The sequence below is a fragment of the Streptomyces sp. NPDC058650 genome, assembly GCF_042717315.1.
Taxonomy (GTDB): domain Bacteria; phylum Actinomycetota; class Actinomycetes; order Streptomycetales; family Streptomycetaceae; genus Streptomyces.
On the sequence record NZ_JBHXRL010000021.1, the window covers coordinates 91,839 to 106,874 of the forward strand.

Sequence of the window (15,036 nt, forward strand, 5' to 3'; positions counted from 1 at the left end):
GCTAGAAGATGCCGCGGATGGTCGTAGCCCATCCGGCGGTCCCCGCGAGGCGCGGTGCGCCGTGCGAGGTCTTGCCACCGGGGTAGATGAGCAGGCATCCAGAGGGACAAAGGATGCTCTTCGCGATGCCGGCGGCGTCGACGTACTCGACGGGGGTGTCGGGGTCCGCAGGGGTGGTGGCCCAGATGTCGCCGGCTTCCTGGCCTGCGGTCGGAATGAACCGCTTGTACTGGTGCGTCACATCCACGGAGCCGGGAATGTCCGGCGACGCCGGCTCCACTACCGTGGCGTTTTGCAGGGTGCCCTGTGTGTTGCCTGGAGAGGCCAGGTAGGGCCGCTGGTTCCAGCCGCCGCTGCCGTACACGGTGCGGGGGAGGAACGTGTAGGCGCTGCCGGGGCACGAGACGGCGTCGTTGACACAGCCGCGGTAAAGGTAAAGCGTGCCGTCGCTGGGGTCGCGGGCGACGAGGTCGGCGTAGGAGTCGCCGTTGACATCGCTGACGGCGAGGTTGGTGAGGTCGCGCCAGCCGCCGGTACCCAGGGTGATAGGGGCGCCCCAGTTGAAGGGCGCCGTCTGGTTTTGGCCGCCGTTGCTGCCGCCGCCGATCCAGTTGCCGCTGTACAGGATGAGACGGGCGTTGACGCACTTCCGCTTCTCCGGTGGAAGGTTCACATCGTCCCAGATGCATTCCACGGTGATGAGGTCGTTGCCGAGCTTTCCGTCGACGTTGCCGGGAAGGAGCATCTGGCGCAGGCCACGCCAGTCCTCTTTCTGGGACGGGTGCCCGAGTTCCTTGCGGGTGTAGACCCAGGGCGTGCCCACGCCGTTGCCGGGGTATACGTAGAGCTTGTTGTCGGGCAGGCGGACGAGGAAGTCCTCGTAGCCGTCGGGTACCGAATCGCGGGACCTCATGCCCTTCAGGTCCCCGCGGTGGGCGATGAGCGCGCCGGTCCAGCCGCCGTATCCGGCGATCTCCCGGGCCTCCGGGGAGCCGAGGTGGCCGTCGCCGCCGTAGAACCAGAGCTTGCCGTCGGGGTCGGTCGCGACAAAGTCGGCGAACCCGTCGCCGTCGAGGTCACCGGGCCGGTCGGCTACGTACTTGTTGTCTACGGGATTGGTGTTGGTCTCGTACACGAACGACGGTTTCGTCGTGGTGAGGTTGACTTGGTCGTCGCCGTTGGCAACGGGAGAGCGGTTGCCGAACTTGTCGTAGGCGATGACGTTGATCGTGCTGACGGGATGGTCGAACGGTGTGATGGTCACCGTGGCGGTGTGCTTGGCGTCCGTGCCAGCGTCCACCCAGGTGCCGTTGGGGCAGCGGGGTGTCGAAGCGGCGGACAGGGGGCGGTCCATCGCAAAGCAGTATCCGTCGACGTCGCTCACCGGGTTGGTGAACTTGAACTGTCGCGGTACACGGGCCTTGTAGCTGTCGGTGGACTGGCCGGCAAAGGTGCCGTCCATGTCGTAGACGGTCACCGGCTTATCGGGACCGATCCGGTCGACGGAGAAGGAACACGGGGCCGTCACGGCGCTGCTGGTGCCTTCGTTGTCCGTGGCGTACACGGTCCACGTGTAGGTGCCGTTGGGCAGGTTGCGGGCCTGCATGGTGACGGTGGCTTCGCCGGATCCGTAAACGATGTCGTGGTTCTCGTTGGGGGCGAACGTGAGGGAGGTGCCGCTGGAGTTCCTGACGCGGAAGTTGGCGGTGACCTGGCCGCTGTCCTGGTCCTTCACCTTGGCGGTCAGGCTGATGCCGCTGTTGCCGATGCGTCCGCCGCAGGCCACGGGGACGTTTCCGTCGCCGGACTCGACGTAGTAGCCCTCGTAGGCGGCCTTGGCGGTGACGACGGGCTCGTAGTTGTAGTCGACCTCGAGCACCGGGTTGTTCCTGAACCGCTTGTAGGCGTTGTGGTTGCCCAGGTAGCTGGCCGGCGGGCGCAGGCCGAAGGTGGCGGTGCCCCAGTGCTTGTCGGCGGCCTCCTGGACGAACGCCTTCAGTGCCTCACTGAAGAAGTCCTTGCCGACGTCACCTGCCGTCTCTGGGCAATTGTTGTTGCCCCCCGCGAAGGTACGGGAGTCGAGCTTGTCGCCCCAGACCTGGGTGTTCCAGGTCGGGGTGGTCTCGACGATACCGCCGGCGGACCACAGTTCGGTCGGGCCTGCGGCGGAGTCTTCGCAGACGTAGGAGTGGGTCTGCATGACGGCGAACGTGGCGCTGTTGATGGTCGCGCCTTCGAGGCCGTTGGTGTTCATGGCGAAGAACGACGCGGTGTTGCCCGTGTCGTTGAAGCCGACCCGGGGTTCGTCTTCCGGGTTGGAGGAGTTCCAGCCCGAGCCGTTGGGGTAGGCGGCGTTGGGTGTGGCCGAGTACACCACAGCCCACTTCTCGCGGTATCCGCCCGAGAAGACGGGGTCGATGACCAGCGGGAACTGGTCGGCGGAGGCCAGCAGTTCGGCGTCGGGCGTCAGGGTCAGCGTGTCGGCCCTGATGTCCACGTTCACTGGCGCGCTGTCGGGCTGCACCGGCTCGGAGGCGGCGGAGAGCCTTGCTGTCCTCGACGTGGTCCCGGACGACTCATCGGCCGGGACCGCGGGCTGCTCCCACATCTTGGGGCTGGGCGCACTGAAGACGGTCTCGCCGTTCCCGTCCTTGGCCTGCAGCTTGCCGCCGGCCCCTTCGGTGAGGGTGACACCGTCGGTCACCAGGCCGAGTTCGACGCTCTTCAATGCCGGGTTGGCGGCGGCCTCGGGAGTGTGGATGACCAGGTGCTGGGCGAAGCCATCAACCTCGGCGGTGAGCTTGAGGTCGACACCGGGAAGGACCGACGAATACGTGGCGGTGGTGCCGTCCAGGACCGGTTCGGGAAGTGCGGTGGGCCAGGTCAGAGCAAGCTTCTTGCCCTTCTTGGCCATCGTCGCCAGCGGCTGGTCACCGCCGCCGGAGAAGGTGATCGGGAAGCTGGGAGCCGTCGGCGCGACCGATCCATCGGACTGCCGCACGAGCTTGGCGTCAGTCAGACGCCACATGCCGTCGTACCGCGTCCACTTCGGGATGCCGTAGGACCGGCGCGTGGTCGAACCGCCGGGGTTGGCGAAGTACTCGGTGCTCTCCTCCCGGCGGTCAAGGATCTCGATGACCTTGCCCGTCTTGGCCGCCTCCTCGAAGGCGACCTCTTCGAACAGTGCGGACGGCGTCGGAGACGTCTCCGTCTCTGCCGTCGAGGGCGCGGCCGCAGACGAAGTGGCGGGCAGGGCGACTGCAGCGGAAGCCGGCAGGACCACTGCCGCGGCTATCGCCAGCGCCAACCCTTTGCGTCCGCGTCTGAATCTGGTCGTTCTCATGAACTGATGCCTTTCCGGAGAGCGCAACATTCCTCATCGGCGGAAACAATTCCTGCTCCTCCTGGGCGGGCACTCTAACCTGCGGGAGGCACATTCCGATCACCAGGTCTCCACAAGTCGCAACTCATACGCAACCCGCTGGCAAGAATCTCCCTAAGTGGAGCGAGTGTGCGTGAGCGAGGGGCAGGCAGGTGCCGTTGAGATGCGGCTTGCGCCAGCAGTCATCCCTAAAGCAGCTGTCTGGAGCCTTGGCCGGACTTGGCAAGACTCGCCCCGAGAAAGGGCGGTCTAGACCTGACGAACTGGAGCGCAACCTCTCGCTTGTAGTTGTGGAGAGCCTGTGGCGTCGTGTTGGATCCGCTTGATCATCAAACTTTTGTGTACTACCGGGGTGGGGATCTTTCTATGTTGTTCCGTAATGGCTTCGCCATGCCCATTTATAGGTGCAGAAGAAGACGAAGCAGCCTGTCGATGCAGACAGGAATAGTCGGCACACTCACTGTGGCACTGAGCGTTTCCCTTCTCACCGCTCCGACCTGGTCGGCACCAGGCGAGCGACCCGGAATACCGGCGGTGCCGAAGACCGAGTCCGTCGAGGGAACCGACTTCAAGCCGCAGGGTCACAGGAAGCCGCAGCCGTCCACGCCGTGGAAGGCACCGGCCGTCAGCTGGCCCACTGCCGCCACCGAGGCACTTACTCCGCACACCGCGGCTAGCGGAGCCCGGATGGTCGGAGGTCTGCCCATCCGTCTTTCCGCGCCCTCCACCCGCGCCTCGAAGAACGCCGCAGCCCCGGGGAAGACGGAGGTATCAGTCAAGGACCGTGCCGCCGCTCGTGCGGCCGGTGTCGACGGTCTGCTCCTGGCCGTACGTCCCACGGACGCGACGGCCCCGTCCGCCGGTCCGGTCGAGATCGAAGTCGACTACAGCTCCATCCGTGGCGCCTACGCCGCCGGCTGGTCCTCCCGCCTGCGGCTGGTCACCCTTCCCGCGTGCGCTCTGACGTCTCCGGACAAACCTGAGTGCCGCAAGCAGACCCCGCTGGCCACCGAGAACAACACCAGCGACCACACCCTCACCGCCACACTCACCGCGCCCTCGCCCACGAAGGGCAGCGCCGCCGAGTCGGCGAAGACCACGGCAGCGGCGCCCACTGCATTCACCGCCAGCACGACGGGTGTCACCGTTCTGGCCGCCACTGCCGGCGCCAGCGGCAGCGACGGTTCCTACAAGGCGTCCTCCCTGGCACCGTCCGGAACGTGGTCGGCGGGCGGCAACTCCGGCGGCTTCGGCTGGACCGTACCCATCGACGTCCCCGCCGCGCCCGGTGTTCTGACGCCCAACGTTGCCCTGTCCTACAACTCCTCCTCCGTCGACGGCCGTACCGCCTCGACCAATAACCAGGCGTCCTGGATCGGTGAGGGCTGGGAGTACTCGCCCGGCTTCATCGAACGCCGCTACGCCTCCTGCGAGAACGACAAGCAGGGCGGCAACAACGAAACCGTCAAGTCCGGCGACCTGTGCTGGAAGTCAGAGAACGCCACACTCTCCCTCAACGGCTCCTCCAGCGAGCTGATCTGGGACGCCGGCAGGAAGACCTGGAAGCTAGAGAGCGACGACGGCTCCCTCGTCGAGCGCGTATACGACACCAAGCCGAACCATTCCGGGGTCGAGGACTCCGGGGATGAGGACTTCGAGTACTGGAAGGTAACCACCCTCGACGGCACCCAGTACTGGTTCGGCAAGAACCGTCTTCCCGGCTGGGCGGACGGAAAGACCGAAACGAACTCCGTCTTCTCCGTCCCGGTCTACGGCAACCACAGCGGTGAGCAGGGACACGCCACGGACTTCGCCTCCTCCGCCGAGCAGCAGGGCTGGCGCTGGAACCTCGACTACGTCGTCGACCCCCACGACAACGCCATGGCCCTGTACTACACCAAGGAACGGGGCTACTACGCGCAGAACAGCAAGATCGACGATCCGAAGGCCTACACTCGCGGCGGCTACCTCGACCGCATCGATTACGGTCTGCGCGCCGGCGCCGTGTATAGCACCACCAACCCGGCCGGCCGTGTCAGCTTCACGACCGCACCGCGCTGCAAGGAGACGGACTGCGCCTTCACCAAGGCCAACTTTCCCGACACCCCCGTCGACCTCAACTGCACCTCCGGCACCCAGTGCCTTCAAGCCTCGCCATCGTTCTGGTCCAAGCAGCGCCTGACGGGGATCAACACCTTCTCCCTGGTCGGCACCGGCATGGTCGGCGTCGACAGCTGGGCCTTGGACCAGTCCTTCCCGGCGACTGGTGACACCTCCACCCCGGCCATGTGGCTCGACTCCGTCCAGCGCACCGGCAAGGCCGGACCCACCGCGGACATCAAGCTGAACCCGGTCATATTCGAGGGCGTGCTCATGGCCAACCGGGTCGACGCCGCCGAAGGCCGGCCCGCGCTCAACCGCAAGCGCATCACCAAGATCACCAACGAGACCGGTGGCCAGACCCTCGTCACCTACACCGCGCCCCAGTGCACCCCCACCAACCTGCCTACAGCAGATGCCAACAACATGCGCTGCTTCCCGGCTTGGTGGACCCCGGACGGAGCGGTGAAGGAGACCAGGGACTGGTTCCACAAGTACCTTGTCACCCGCATCGACGAAGACGACACCACCGGTGGCAGCGGCTCTCCGATCAAAACCACCTCTTACACCTACTCCGGCGGCCCGCACTGGCGGCGTGACACCAGCGAGTTCACCCTCGACAAGCACCGCACATGGAACGTCTTCCGCGGCTACGTCACCGTCAACACCTTCAGCGGCGGCGACACCAACCGAGTGAGGACCTCCAAGGTCCACTTCACCGGCATGGCGGGCGACACCCTCGCCGACGGCAGTACTCGCCCGGCCGCCACCATCAACGGCATAACCGACCGCGAAGACTTCGCGGGCCGTGTCGCCAGCTCCAACACCTGGGACGTCGAGGGCGCCGCAGGAAAGATCGTCGCCCGGACGACCTATATCCCGTGGCAATCCGAGGCCACCGCCACCCAGCCGGTCAAGGGCATCACCGACCCAGACAAGCCCGAAGACCCGGCCCCCACGCTCCCGGCGAAGACGGCGTATCTGTCCGGCACCGCGACCGAGAAGAGCGGCACCCTTCTCGACGACCGGACCACCTGGCGCACCCTCACCACCACCCGCACCTACGACACCACCTACGGTCTTCTCACCAAGCAGACCGACGACGGTGCGGGCACCGTCGAAGCCCGCTGCACGGTGACCGACTACGTCACCCCGGACACCACCAACTGGCGGATCTCCTACCCCAGCGAGGTCACCACCTCGGACAACACCGCCTGCCTGACCCGCCCCGGCGAGATCACCAGCAGCATCCGCACGTACTACGACGGAAAGACCCTCGGCGCCACCCCGGACGCGGGCAAGGCCAACGCCACTAAGATCGAGCAGCTCGCCCGGCACGAGAGCGACAACACACCCGTGTGGGAGACTGTCGCCCAGGCCACCTATGACCAGTACGGTCGTGTCCTCGCCGCCAAGGGCCAGGACGACCAGCCCGTCACCACCACGTACACTCCGGCCGCCGGTGCCCAGCCGACCACGGTGAAGGTCTCCAACGTCAAGAACCACGAGTCCTCCACGGTCTTTGACGGCCTGCGTGGTCTTGCCCTGAGCACAACGGATGCCAACGGCCGCACGAGTAGCAGCGACTACGACACCCTGGGCCGCCTGACCAAGGGATGGAGCACGGGGCGGGCGAAGACCCTTCCGCCCAACGTCACCTTCACCTACAACCTTTCCTCAACCGCCCCCTCCACCGTCGTCACCAAGACTCTCTACGAGGACGGCCTGTGGGGCACCAGCGTCACCTATTACGACTCCCTGCTCCGCGCTCGCCAGACCCAGACGGACTCCCTCGGCGTCAATGGACGAGTTGTCAGCGACACTTACTACGACACCCACGGCCGCGCGTTTCGGACCAATGCCCCGTACTACAACAGCGTCGCCGTCTCGACGACTTCGATGTTCACCGTCGTTCCGAACCAGGTACCGCAGGCGTTCGAGACGAAGTACGACGGCCGCGGTCGTGTCTCCGCGGTCTCCCAGCTCTCCCTGAACAATCCGTATAGTCCGCCGTGGGAGACCACCAACACTTACGGCGACTACTGGACCGCCAGCGTTCCGCCCAACGGCGGCACCGCGACTCTCACCCTGACGGACGTGCGTGGCCGGACCGTCGAGGAGCGGCAGTACAAGGACCGCAACCCCGTCCCGGGCGCGGCCACGACCCAGTACGAGAAGACCACGCGCACGTACAACGCAGCTGGCCTGCTTGCGTCCCTCACCGACTCCTCCGAGCGGAACACGTGGCGCTACACCTACGACCTGCGCGGTCGCCAGCTGACCACAGCTGACCCGGACAAGGAACTCCACCACCCACTACGACGCCAACGGGCGCGCGGACACCACCACGGACTCGCGTGGCACCCTGGCGACCACCTACGACGAGCTGGGCCGCAAGACCACCCTGCACGTCGGCTCCGCCGACGGCACCAAGCTCGCCGAGTGGACCTACGACACCGCCACGGGTGGCAAGGGTCTTCCTCACAAGTCGACCCGATACGACATAGACAAAGCGAGCGCCGCCTACACCACCGAAGTCACCGGCTACAGCACGACCGGTCAGCCAGCAGGTACCAAGGTGACCGTTCCCAAGGTCACCGGCGAGGAGCTTCTCGCCGGCACCTACACCGTGGCCACCACTGCGACACCGGTCAGCGGTATGCCGCTGACGGCGACGTACAGCACCAACAACACCAATGCCACGACCGACCTGCCCGCAGAGACGGTCACCAACCACTACGGCGCGAACGACACCCTCGCGATCGTCGACAGCTCGCTCGACCACGCCTACCTGCGAGGCGCCGGCTACACCCCCTTCGGTGAACTGGCCCAGGCCCAGCTCGGCAACCTCGGCAGGCTGGTCACCCAGACCCTCACCTACGAGACGTCGACCCGGCGTCTGATCAAGAATCAGATCAACCGCGAGGCCACCGGCCCCGCCACCCTGTCCAGGATCGACTACGGCTACGACCAGGCCGGCAACATCACGTCGATCCGGGACGCGCAGAACGACGGCACCATCACCGACGACCAGTGCTTCACCTACGACTGGGCCCGCCGTCTCACCGACGCCTGGTCGTCCGGTGACGACTGCCTCACAAAGTCCGTCAACGGCACCGGCACCCCGAATCTGGGCACGACCGACCCGTACCGGACGTCCTGGACGTTCACGGACACCGGCCAGCGCAAGACCGAGACCCAGCACAAGGCGGGCTCGATCACAGCGAACACCACCCGCACCTATGCCTACCCCACCACCGCCGGGGCCGCCCAGGCTCACGCTGTACGCACCGTCACCGCGAGTGGCGGCGCGGCCGGAATCGACACCTACACCTACGACACCACCGGCAATCTCACCAAGAAGACCTCCGCCAGCGGCTCGGTCCAGGACCTGACCTGGAACGAGGAAGGCAAGCTCAAGACATCGAGCATCTCCGGTCAGGCCACGTCGTTCCTCTACGACGCGGAAGGCACCCGCATCCTCAAGCGGGACCCGGCCAAGACCACCCTGTACCTGCCTGGCGGCCAAGAGCTCGAACTCACCCGCAAGGTCGACACCACCGCGGCCACCATCTCCAACGGCACCCGCTACTACAGCGTGCCCGGCGGCTCCGAGATCCGCACAAGCAAGGACAACAGCGTCCGAATCCTGGTCTCCGACCACCACAACACCAACACCCTGTCCATCGCGGCTAGCAGCCTCGCGGTCAACCGCCGCAAGAGCCTTCCCTACGGTGGGCAGCGCGGAGCTACCCCCTACTTCTGGCCTGGCACCAAGGGCTTCGTCGGCGGCGACATCGACAACACCACAGGCCTCACCCACATCGGCGCACGCGAATACGACACCAACCTCGGCCAATTCATCAGCGTCGACCCGATCTTGGCGATTGACAGTCCCCAGTCCCTCAACGGATACAGCTACGCCAACAACAGCCCAGTCACCACAAGCGACCCGACCGGCATGTGCGCCGAAATAGACTGCCCCACCCGTCCGTGCGCGAACTGCGAGAACACCACGCCAGGCGAAACACCGAAGCCGCCGAAGCGTACGAATGCAGGCACTAACGGCGGCGGAGGCGGTGGCGGTGGAGGCGGCGACGGAGGCGGTGGCGGTGGAGGCGGCGACGGAGCTTCGAACAGTGGACCTACCCCCTCTCCAAGCCCCAACGCTGCTCCGACCCCCGGACCCTATCCGCCGTCAACGCATACCGATCCGGCACTCGAGACCCTAAAGTTCTTTCTTCCCGACTTTAAGGCAGTCGAGGGATGCGTAAAGTCTCCCGGAATCAATGCGAATTGCGGATGGACGGCAACGGAGCTTCCCTTGCTCAAGACCCTCAAGCTCCTCAGGCTGTTTAAGGTGAAGAAGGCCGACGACCTCGGCGACTCGAAGAAGGCACCCGAAAAGCCCGGCTGTAACTGCTTCCTTGCCGGTACAGGCGTTCTCATGGGAGATGGGACGGTCAAGGACATTGAGGATGTTCGCCTCGGTGACCTTGTTCTAGCAGCTGACCCTATAACCGGGGAGACTGAGCCGCGTGAAGTCACTCGACTCATAAGGACTGAGGCCGATAAGCACTTCAATGCCCTGTCTATCGCCACAGAGAACGGAGTCGAACAGCTAACGGCAACGTATGAGCACCCCTTCTGGTCGCCATCTGAGCGTGACTGGATAGAGGCCGACGACCTCAAGCCCGGAATGACTCTCCTCACCGACAGCGGTGATACGGTTGTCGTCACGGCCAACAAGGCCTTCAGTGAGCGCGCCCGCACGTACAACCTCACCGTCGATGACCTGCACACGTACTATGTGCTCGCGGGCAAGACGCCGGTACTCGTTCACAACAGCAACTGCGGCATCCTGCCAACGCCAAGCGTCTCTGATTCCAAGCTTCAGAACTTGGTTGACGATCTCTATAAGGGGACGACTAATACGGCCCGAACTGGAGATGGTACGACGATGTCGGCGATTCGCGAGGAGCTCAGCTCAGGTCAACTCGTACATGGCCGCAACCATGTAGCCAAGGGGAACCAGTACGCCAAGGCGCTGAATAAGTGGATATCAAGGAATCACAGAGACGGCGACCCGCACGACTTGATCGTGGCGAGAAGCCTACTTGCCGACCTCAAGTCGGCCCTCGCAGGGAATTGATGGAGATGAACGAAGATCAGTTCTTTCATGGCCTCCTTCAGAACTTTCCACAGCTTGAGAGCTTGCATGCCGAGCATGTGGAGTTCTACGAGGAGTTCCTCTCCCATGTTTTCCTGGCAGACGTCGTCCGATGGGCGGTAGGTTTGTTCAGTGAGGCTGGCCAGAGTTCGACCGAGGAAGCCACCGGGATTCGGTTGATCAATTTCATCGAGGATGCGTACGTGCATGGCGATTGCGCAGTCAGGGAATTGGTCAGGGTTTCGTTTGTTGAAAACCTGCCTTACTCTGGTCAAGAGGGGTTCCGCATTCGTGAACACCTGACGGGGAATCTCCGTAAGATGTTTACGGAGCGTTAAACTCTGCGAATGCTGAGTCGCAAGACGTGGTTGCTCAAAGCGATTTCATCGCACTCAAGTCAGATAGCCTCAGCAAAGATGAAGCCCCGCCAGGTGCGTCCTGGCGGGGCTTCTGCGTGGGGTGACGGCAGTAGTTGACGGCAACGTCAGCGGACGAGGGCGGCGCAGGGTGGCGGCTCGTCGCCGTCGGAGCTGACCGTCTTGGTGGTCTCCGGGCTGCCGAGTGCGGTGCTGAGGGTGTCGATGGCGTCTCGCTGGAGGCGGAGTCGGACGTGCGCGTAGACGGTGGCGGTGACGCCGATGTGGGCGTGACCGAGAAGTTCCTTGATCACGACCAGCTCAACCCCCTGCTCCAGGAGCAGAGTGGCAGTCGAGTGCCGGAGGTCGTGGAAGCGGATGCGGCGGAGGCCAGCCTTGCGGAGGAGCGTGATGAAGGCGCGGGTGAGGTTGGTCGGGTCGATCGGTCGGCCCTGCGCCGTGGTGAACACGTGCCCGTCGTGCTGCCACGTGGTGCCCGCGGCATCACGCTCGCCCTTCTGCTGCTCATGGTGGAGCTCCAGCGACTGGACGCAGCGGGTGGGAAGCGCGATGCGGCGCTCGGAGGCCCGCGTCTTGGTGGGCAGCGTGGTGAGCCCGCCTGCGGCGGTGCGCTGCAAGGTGCGGCGGATCGCGGCGGTGCCCGCGTCGAGGTCGAGGTCTTCCCAGCGCAGGCCGAGGAGTTCGCCCTTGCGGAGTCCGGTGTGGAGGGCGAGTTCGAACAGCGCGTGCAACCGGTGACCCTGGGCGGTGGTGAGGAGCCGGCGGGCTTCGTCGGCGGTGAAAGGTTCGAAGCGCTGGGGCCGCGGGGTGCCGGTGCGGACGTTGCGGGCGACGTTGCGCGGGATCTCTTCCTCGCGGACGGCGTGCTCCAGGGCGGACTTGAGCACGGAGTGGATGTAGGTGAGCGTCAGCGGAGACAGCCGCTTGGAGCAGCACGTTCCGACGGCGCAGCAACGGGGCTCATCACGGCTTGCATCGATGCCACGCGCGCAGCACTGGCACGCGGTGCGGAGCTGGTTGAGCCAGGTGCGAACGTCCTTGGCGGTGAGCTTGGCCAGCTTCTTCTTGCCCAGGCCCGGGATGAGGTACCGGTCGACGCAGGCCGTGTAGCGGGTGTGGGTGGTTTCGCGGAGGTGGTGGACGGCGACGTTCTCCAGCCAGTACGTCAGGTATGCGGCCACGCTGCCCTGTGCAGAGGGGACGGGGAGGCCGCGGTTGCTGGTGGCGATCTTCTCGGTGAGCTTGGCCAGGGCTTCCTTGCGGGTGGTGCCGTAGACGCGGACCCGGCGGCGGGTGTTGCCGGGGGCGAGGACGTATCCGGCGGCTTCCCAGCGGCCGTCTTTGCGCTGGTAGACGGTTCCGTCGCCGTTGGCGCGGACGCGGCGGGGGGCGGAGGTGTCTCGGGGCGTGGTCATCAGGCGGCTTCCTGGTCGAGGCGGGTGCGGATGAAGTCGGCCAGCGCGTGGGCGGGGATACGGCGGGCGCGGCCGAGGGTGATCGAGGCGAGCTGGCGGGTGCGGAGCAGGTCGTAGACGGCGGAGCGGCCGAGCTGGAGGCGTTCCATGACCTGGGGCACAGTCAGCAGCTCTTCCGGCGTACTCAGTCGCCGCCGGATCGGGGCGGGTTCCTGCGCGTTCATCCGCAGCCACCTTCGGCGACGAACCGGCGTTCCAGTTCCCGGCGGTGCCAGACGTGGGCGGCGAGGAGCGCGCCGCCGGGGCTGTAGCCCGAGCCCTGGTAGGCCCAGTGGCCGACGACGAGGGTGGTGTCCAGGTCGGGCTCGGGCAGGCCGGCGTGGACGCGGGCCTGTTCGGTGCGCCAGGCGCGGCGGGCGGCCCGCAACGCGCCCAGGGTGGTGGAGTAGCGGCGGGACTTGGTGGAGAAGTGGCCCCGGAAGCCGAGCATGTGTGCCCACTTCCAGAGCTTGAGGGCGGTGAATTCCGGCAGCCTGCCGAGCTCCCAGCAGGTGCGGATCATCTGTCGCACGTGCCGGGCGACGGCGAGGCGGGGCAGCGGGCGGGCCTGTCCGGTTCCGTCGCAGGTGGTGCAGGGGAGCGGGGTTCCGTGGGGCAGGAGGATGGCGCCGCGTCCCTGGCAGGGGCGGCAGAACAGGGCGCGGTCGAGGGTGCCGGAGGCGTCGGCGGACTTGGTGGCGTACTTCGCCACGTAGGCGGCAACCGCCTGGTCGGTGAATTCGGCGTCGGTGCCGAAGGAGGCGATCTCGCGTACGTCGAACTGTTCGCCCCAGCCGAGTTCGCGATCCCCGGTCGCATCCGACTCGACCGTGACGCGGACCCGTGCTGCGGCTGCGCGGGCGGCCTTGGTGAGTATGGCGATGGTGGCGTACGGCGGCGGGGACGTGGTGTTGCCGTCGGGGCCGTCGAGGCGGATGACGGCGTGGAAGTGGACCAGGCCGCGCTGCTGATATTCGGCGACCTTCGCGAAGGAGAGCCGCAGGACCGCGTGCGCGGCCTTCTGGGTCATGCCGAGCCCGGCGGCGATCTCGCGGCGCAGGTAGGTGGTGAAGCGGGCCCACAGGGTGGAGGCGTGGGCGTTGAACAGGACCGCGCCTTCGTAGTCGTACGTCGCGGGGTTGAGCGGCGTCCCGATCAGGGCGTCGTTAAGTTCGTGGAGCTTGCGGCAGCGGCAGGGACGGATGTCGCCGCCGGGGGTGGTGAGGCGGTTGTGGACGGGGCCGAAGGACGGCGGGGTGAGGGTGACGAAGACGCGGGGGTGGGTGCGGACGGTGTCGGGCACGGTCTTGCCGCCGGAGAGGCCGGCGCGGATGAGGTGGTAGGTGTCGGCGGCGTAGATGCGGGAGCAGGCTGGGCAGCGGGAGGCGCGGCGGTTTCCGCACGCGGTGAGCAGGCTGCCGGTGGGCTCGGTGTCGGTGGTGTAGGAGCGCAGGACTTCACCGGTCGTGGTGTCGAGGGTGGTGGTGTGGCCGGTCAGTCGGACGGGTTCGGTGCAGCCGCCGAGGCGTTCGATCTGCTGCTGTGTGCGGTCGAAGTCGGGGTGGTTGACGAGGTGGAGGAGGTCCCGTACGGCGGGGCTTGCCACGTGGCGCAGGTCCAGGGTGACCATTCGGGGCGTGTCCCTTCTTTCGGGTGGGGCCCCGAGCAACAACTAGTCCGTCAAGGAGGCGTGTTGGTGTTGCTCGGGGCATGACGAACCAGCCCCGGGAGCGGGCGTGGGTTCAGCGAGGGGGATGCGGCCGGTGAGGGCCGGGGCTCAGAGCTGAGCGAGTGCGGCGGTGGCCACCGGCAGGGCGACGCCCATACGCGTTCCCAGGTGGGCGGCGCTGATCGGTGAGCCGTGCTCGGCGCGGTGGGCGTCCGCGATGCGCCGGGCCGCGTCCAGCAGGGCGGCCGGCAGGGCCGGGCCGGGGGCGGGACGAGCCGTCTTGGCGACGGCGACCGGTGGAACGGCGGCCGGAGCCGGAGCAGGCTCCAGTTCCTCGGCCGGAGCAGTGACGACGGCCGGGACGGTCATCGTGGGTACCGGTTCGGGCGAGGGCACTTCGTCGGGCACCGGCTCAGGAGTAGGGGTGGGGGCGGTCTCCAGACGCGGGGTGGGGCGGGTGTGGGTGTGGAACTGGGCGAGGAAGGCGGGACCGACGTGGCCCCAGCCGAGGAGCAGGAGCGGGGCGACGGTGTCCAGGCAGGCCCGTCCGTAGCGTCCGGTCAGCAGGGGTTCGGCGGTGTTCAGGGCGAGGGTGAGCAGGCCGCACAGGTGCAGCAGCCGGGTACCGGCCCGCAACTCCGCCTTCGGGACGCCGCGCAGGGCGAGGAAGCGCAGCGCGACCAGTAGCCCGACGACTGACAGGTCCACCATGGGAGCGATCAGCGGCGCAATGGGGCGGGGGACGCCGAGCCGCAGGGCGAGCGCCCAGACGTTGCCGAAGGAGAAGACGAAGGCCAGCGCGGTGATGACCGCCATGACCACGGTCACGGTGCACCGGGTGAACCGTTCCTCCGCCATGCCTTCAACATCCTTTCTGGAGTGTA

The 15,036-nt window shown here is 66.5% G+C and carries 8 protein-coding genes; 3 read left to right on the forward strand and 5 right to left on the reverse strand.

From position 1 onward, the window contains the following. Position 1 precedes the first annotated feature (1 nt). The gene (locus ACFWWU_RS29870; RefSeq protein ID WP_384149727.1) at positions 2–3,307 is read right to left on the reverse strand and encodes an FG-GAP repeat domain-containing protein; all 3,306 of its coding nucleotides are present in this window, start codon (positions 3,305–3,307) and stop codon (positions 2–4) included. Positions 3,308–4,069: 762 nt separating this feature from the next. Between ACFWWU_RS29870 and ACFWWU_RS29875 the strand changes: the two genes are divergently transcribed. The 3 genes from ACFWWU_RS29875 (at position 4,070) to ACFWWU_RS29885 (ending at position 10,990) form a co-directional block, all read left to right on the forward strand. Next, positions 4,070–8,305, forward strand: coding sequence for an RHS repeat domain-containing protein (locus ACFWWU_RS29875; RefSeq protein ID WP_384149730.1), 4,236 nt, complete (start codon positions 4,070–4,072; stop codon positions 8,303–8,305). Positions 8,306–8,801: 496 nt separating this feature from the next. Further along, positions 8,802–10,634: a polymorphic toxin-type HINT domain-containing protein gene (locus ACFWWU_RS29880; protein WP_384149844.1), complete on the forward strand. Its 1,833-nt coding sequence runs from the start codon at positions 8,802–8,804 to the stop codon at positions 10,632–10,634. Between the two features lie 5 nt (positions 10,635–10,639). After that, positions 10,640–10,990: a hypothetical protein gene (locus tag ACFWWU_RS29885; protein ID WP_359383029.1), complete on the forward strand. Its 351-nt coding sequence runs from the start codon at positions 10,640–10,642 to the stop codon at positions 10,988–10,990. Between the two features lie 146 nt (positions 10,991–11,136). Here ACFWWU_RS29885 and ACFWWU_RS29890 read toward each other — a convergent pair whose 3' ends face one another. From ACFWWU_RS29890 to ACFWWU_RS29905, 4 genes are all read right to left on the reverse strand, one after another. Beyond that, the gene (locus ACFWWU_RS29890) at positions 11,137–12,444 is read right to left on the reverse strand and encodes a tyrosine-type recombinase/integrase (protein ID WP_384149734.1); all 1,308 of its coding nucleotides are present in this window, start codon (positions 12,442–12,444) and stop codon (positions 11,137–11,139) included. Continuing rightward, positions 12,444–12,668 (reverse strand): helix-turn-helix domain-containing protein, encoded by a 225-nt coding sequence (locus tag ACFWWU_RS29895; RefSeq protein ID WP_384149736.1) that lies wholly within the window; start codon positions 12,666–12,668, stop codon positions 12,444–12,446. The genes ACFWWU_RS29890 and ACFWWU_RS29895 overlap by 1 nt, the downstream gene beginning before the upstream one ends. Beyond that, on the reverse strand, positions 12,665–14,113 hold the full coding sequence (locus ACFWWU_RS29900) for a replication initiator (RefSeq protein ID WP_384149739.1): 1,449 nt from the start codon (positions 14,111–14,113) through the stop codon (positions 12,665–12,667). The genes ACFWWU_RS29895 and ACFWWU_RS29900 overlap by 4 nt, the downstream gene beginning before the upstream one ends. Before the next feature lie 147 nt (positions 14,114–14,260). Beyond that, positions 14,261–15,010 (reverse strand): DUF2637 domain-containing protein, encoded by a 750-nt coding sequence (locus ACFWWU_RS29905; RefSeq protein WP_384149742.1) that lies wholly within the window; start codon positions 15,008–15,010, stop codon positions 14,261–14,263. Positions 15,011–15,036 lie beyond the last annotated feature (26 nt).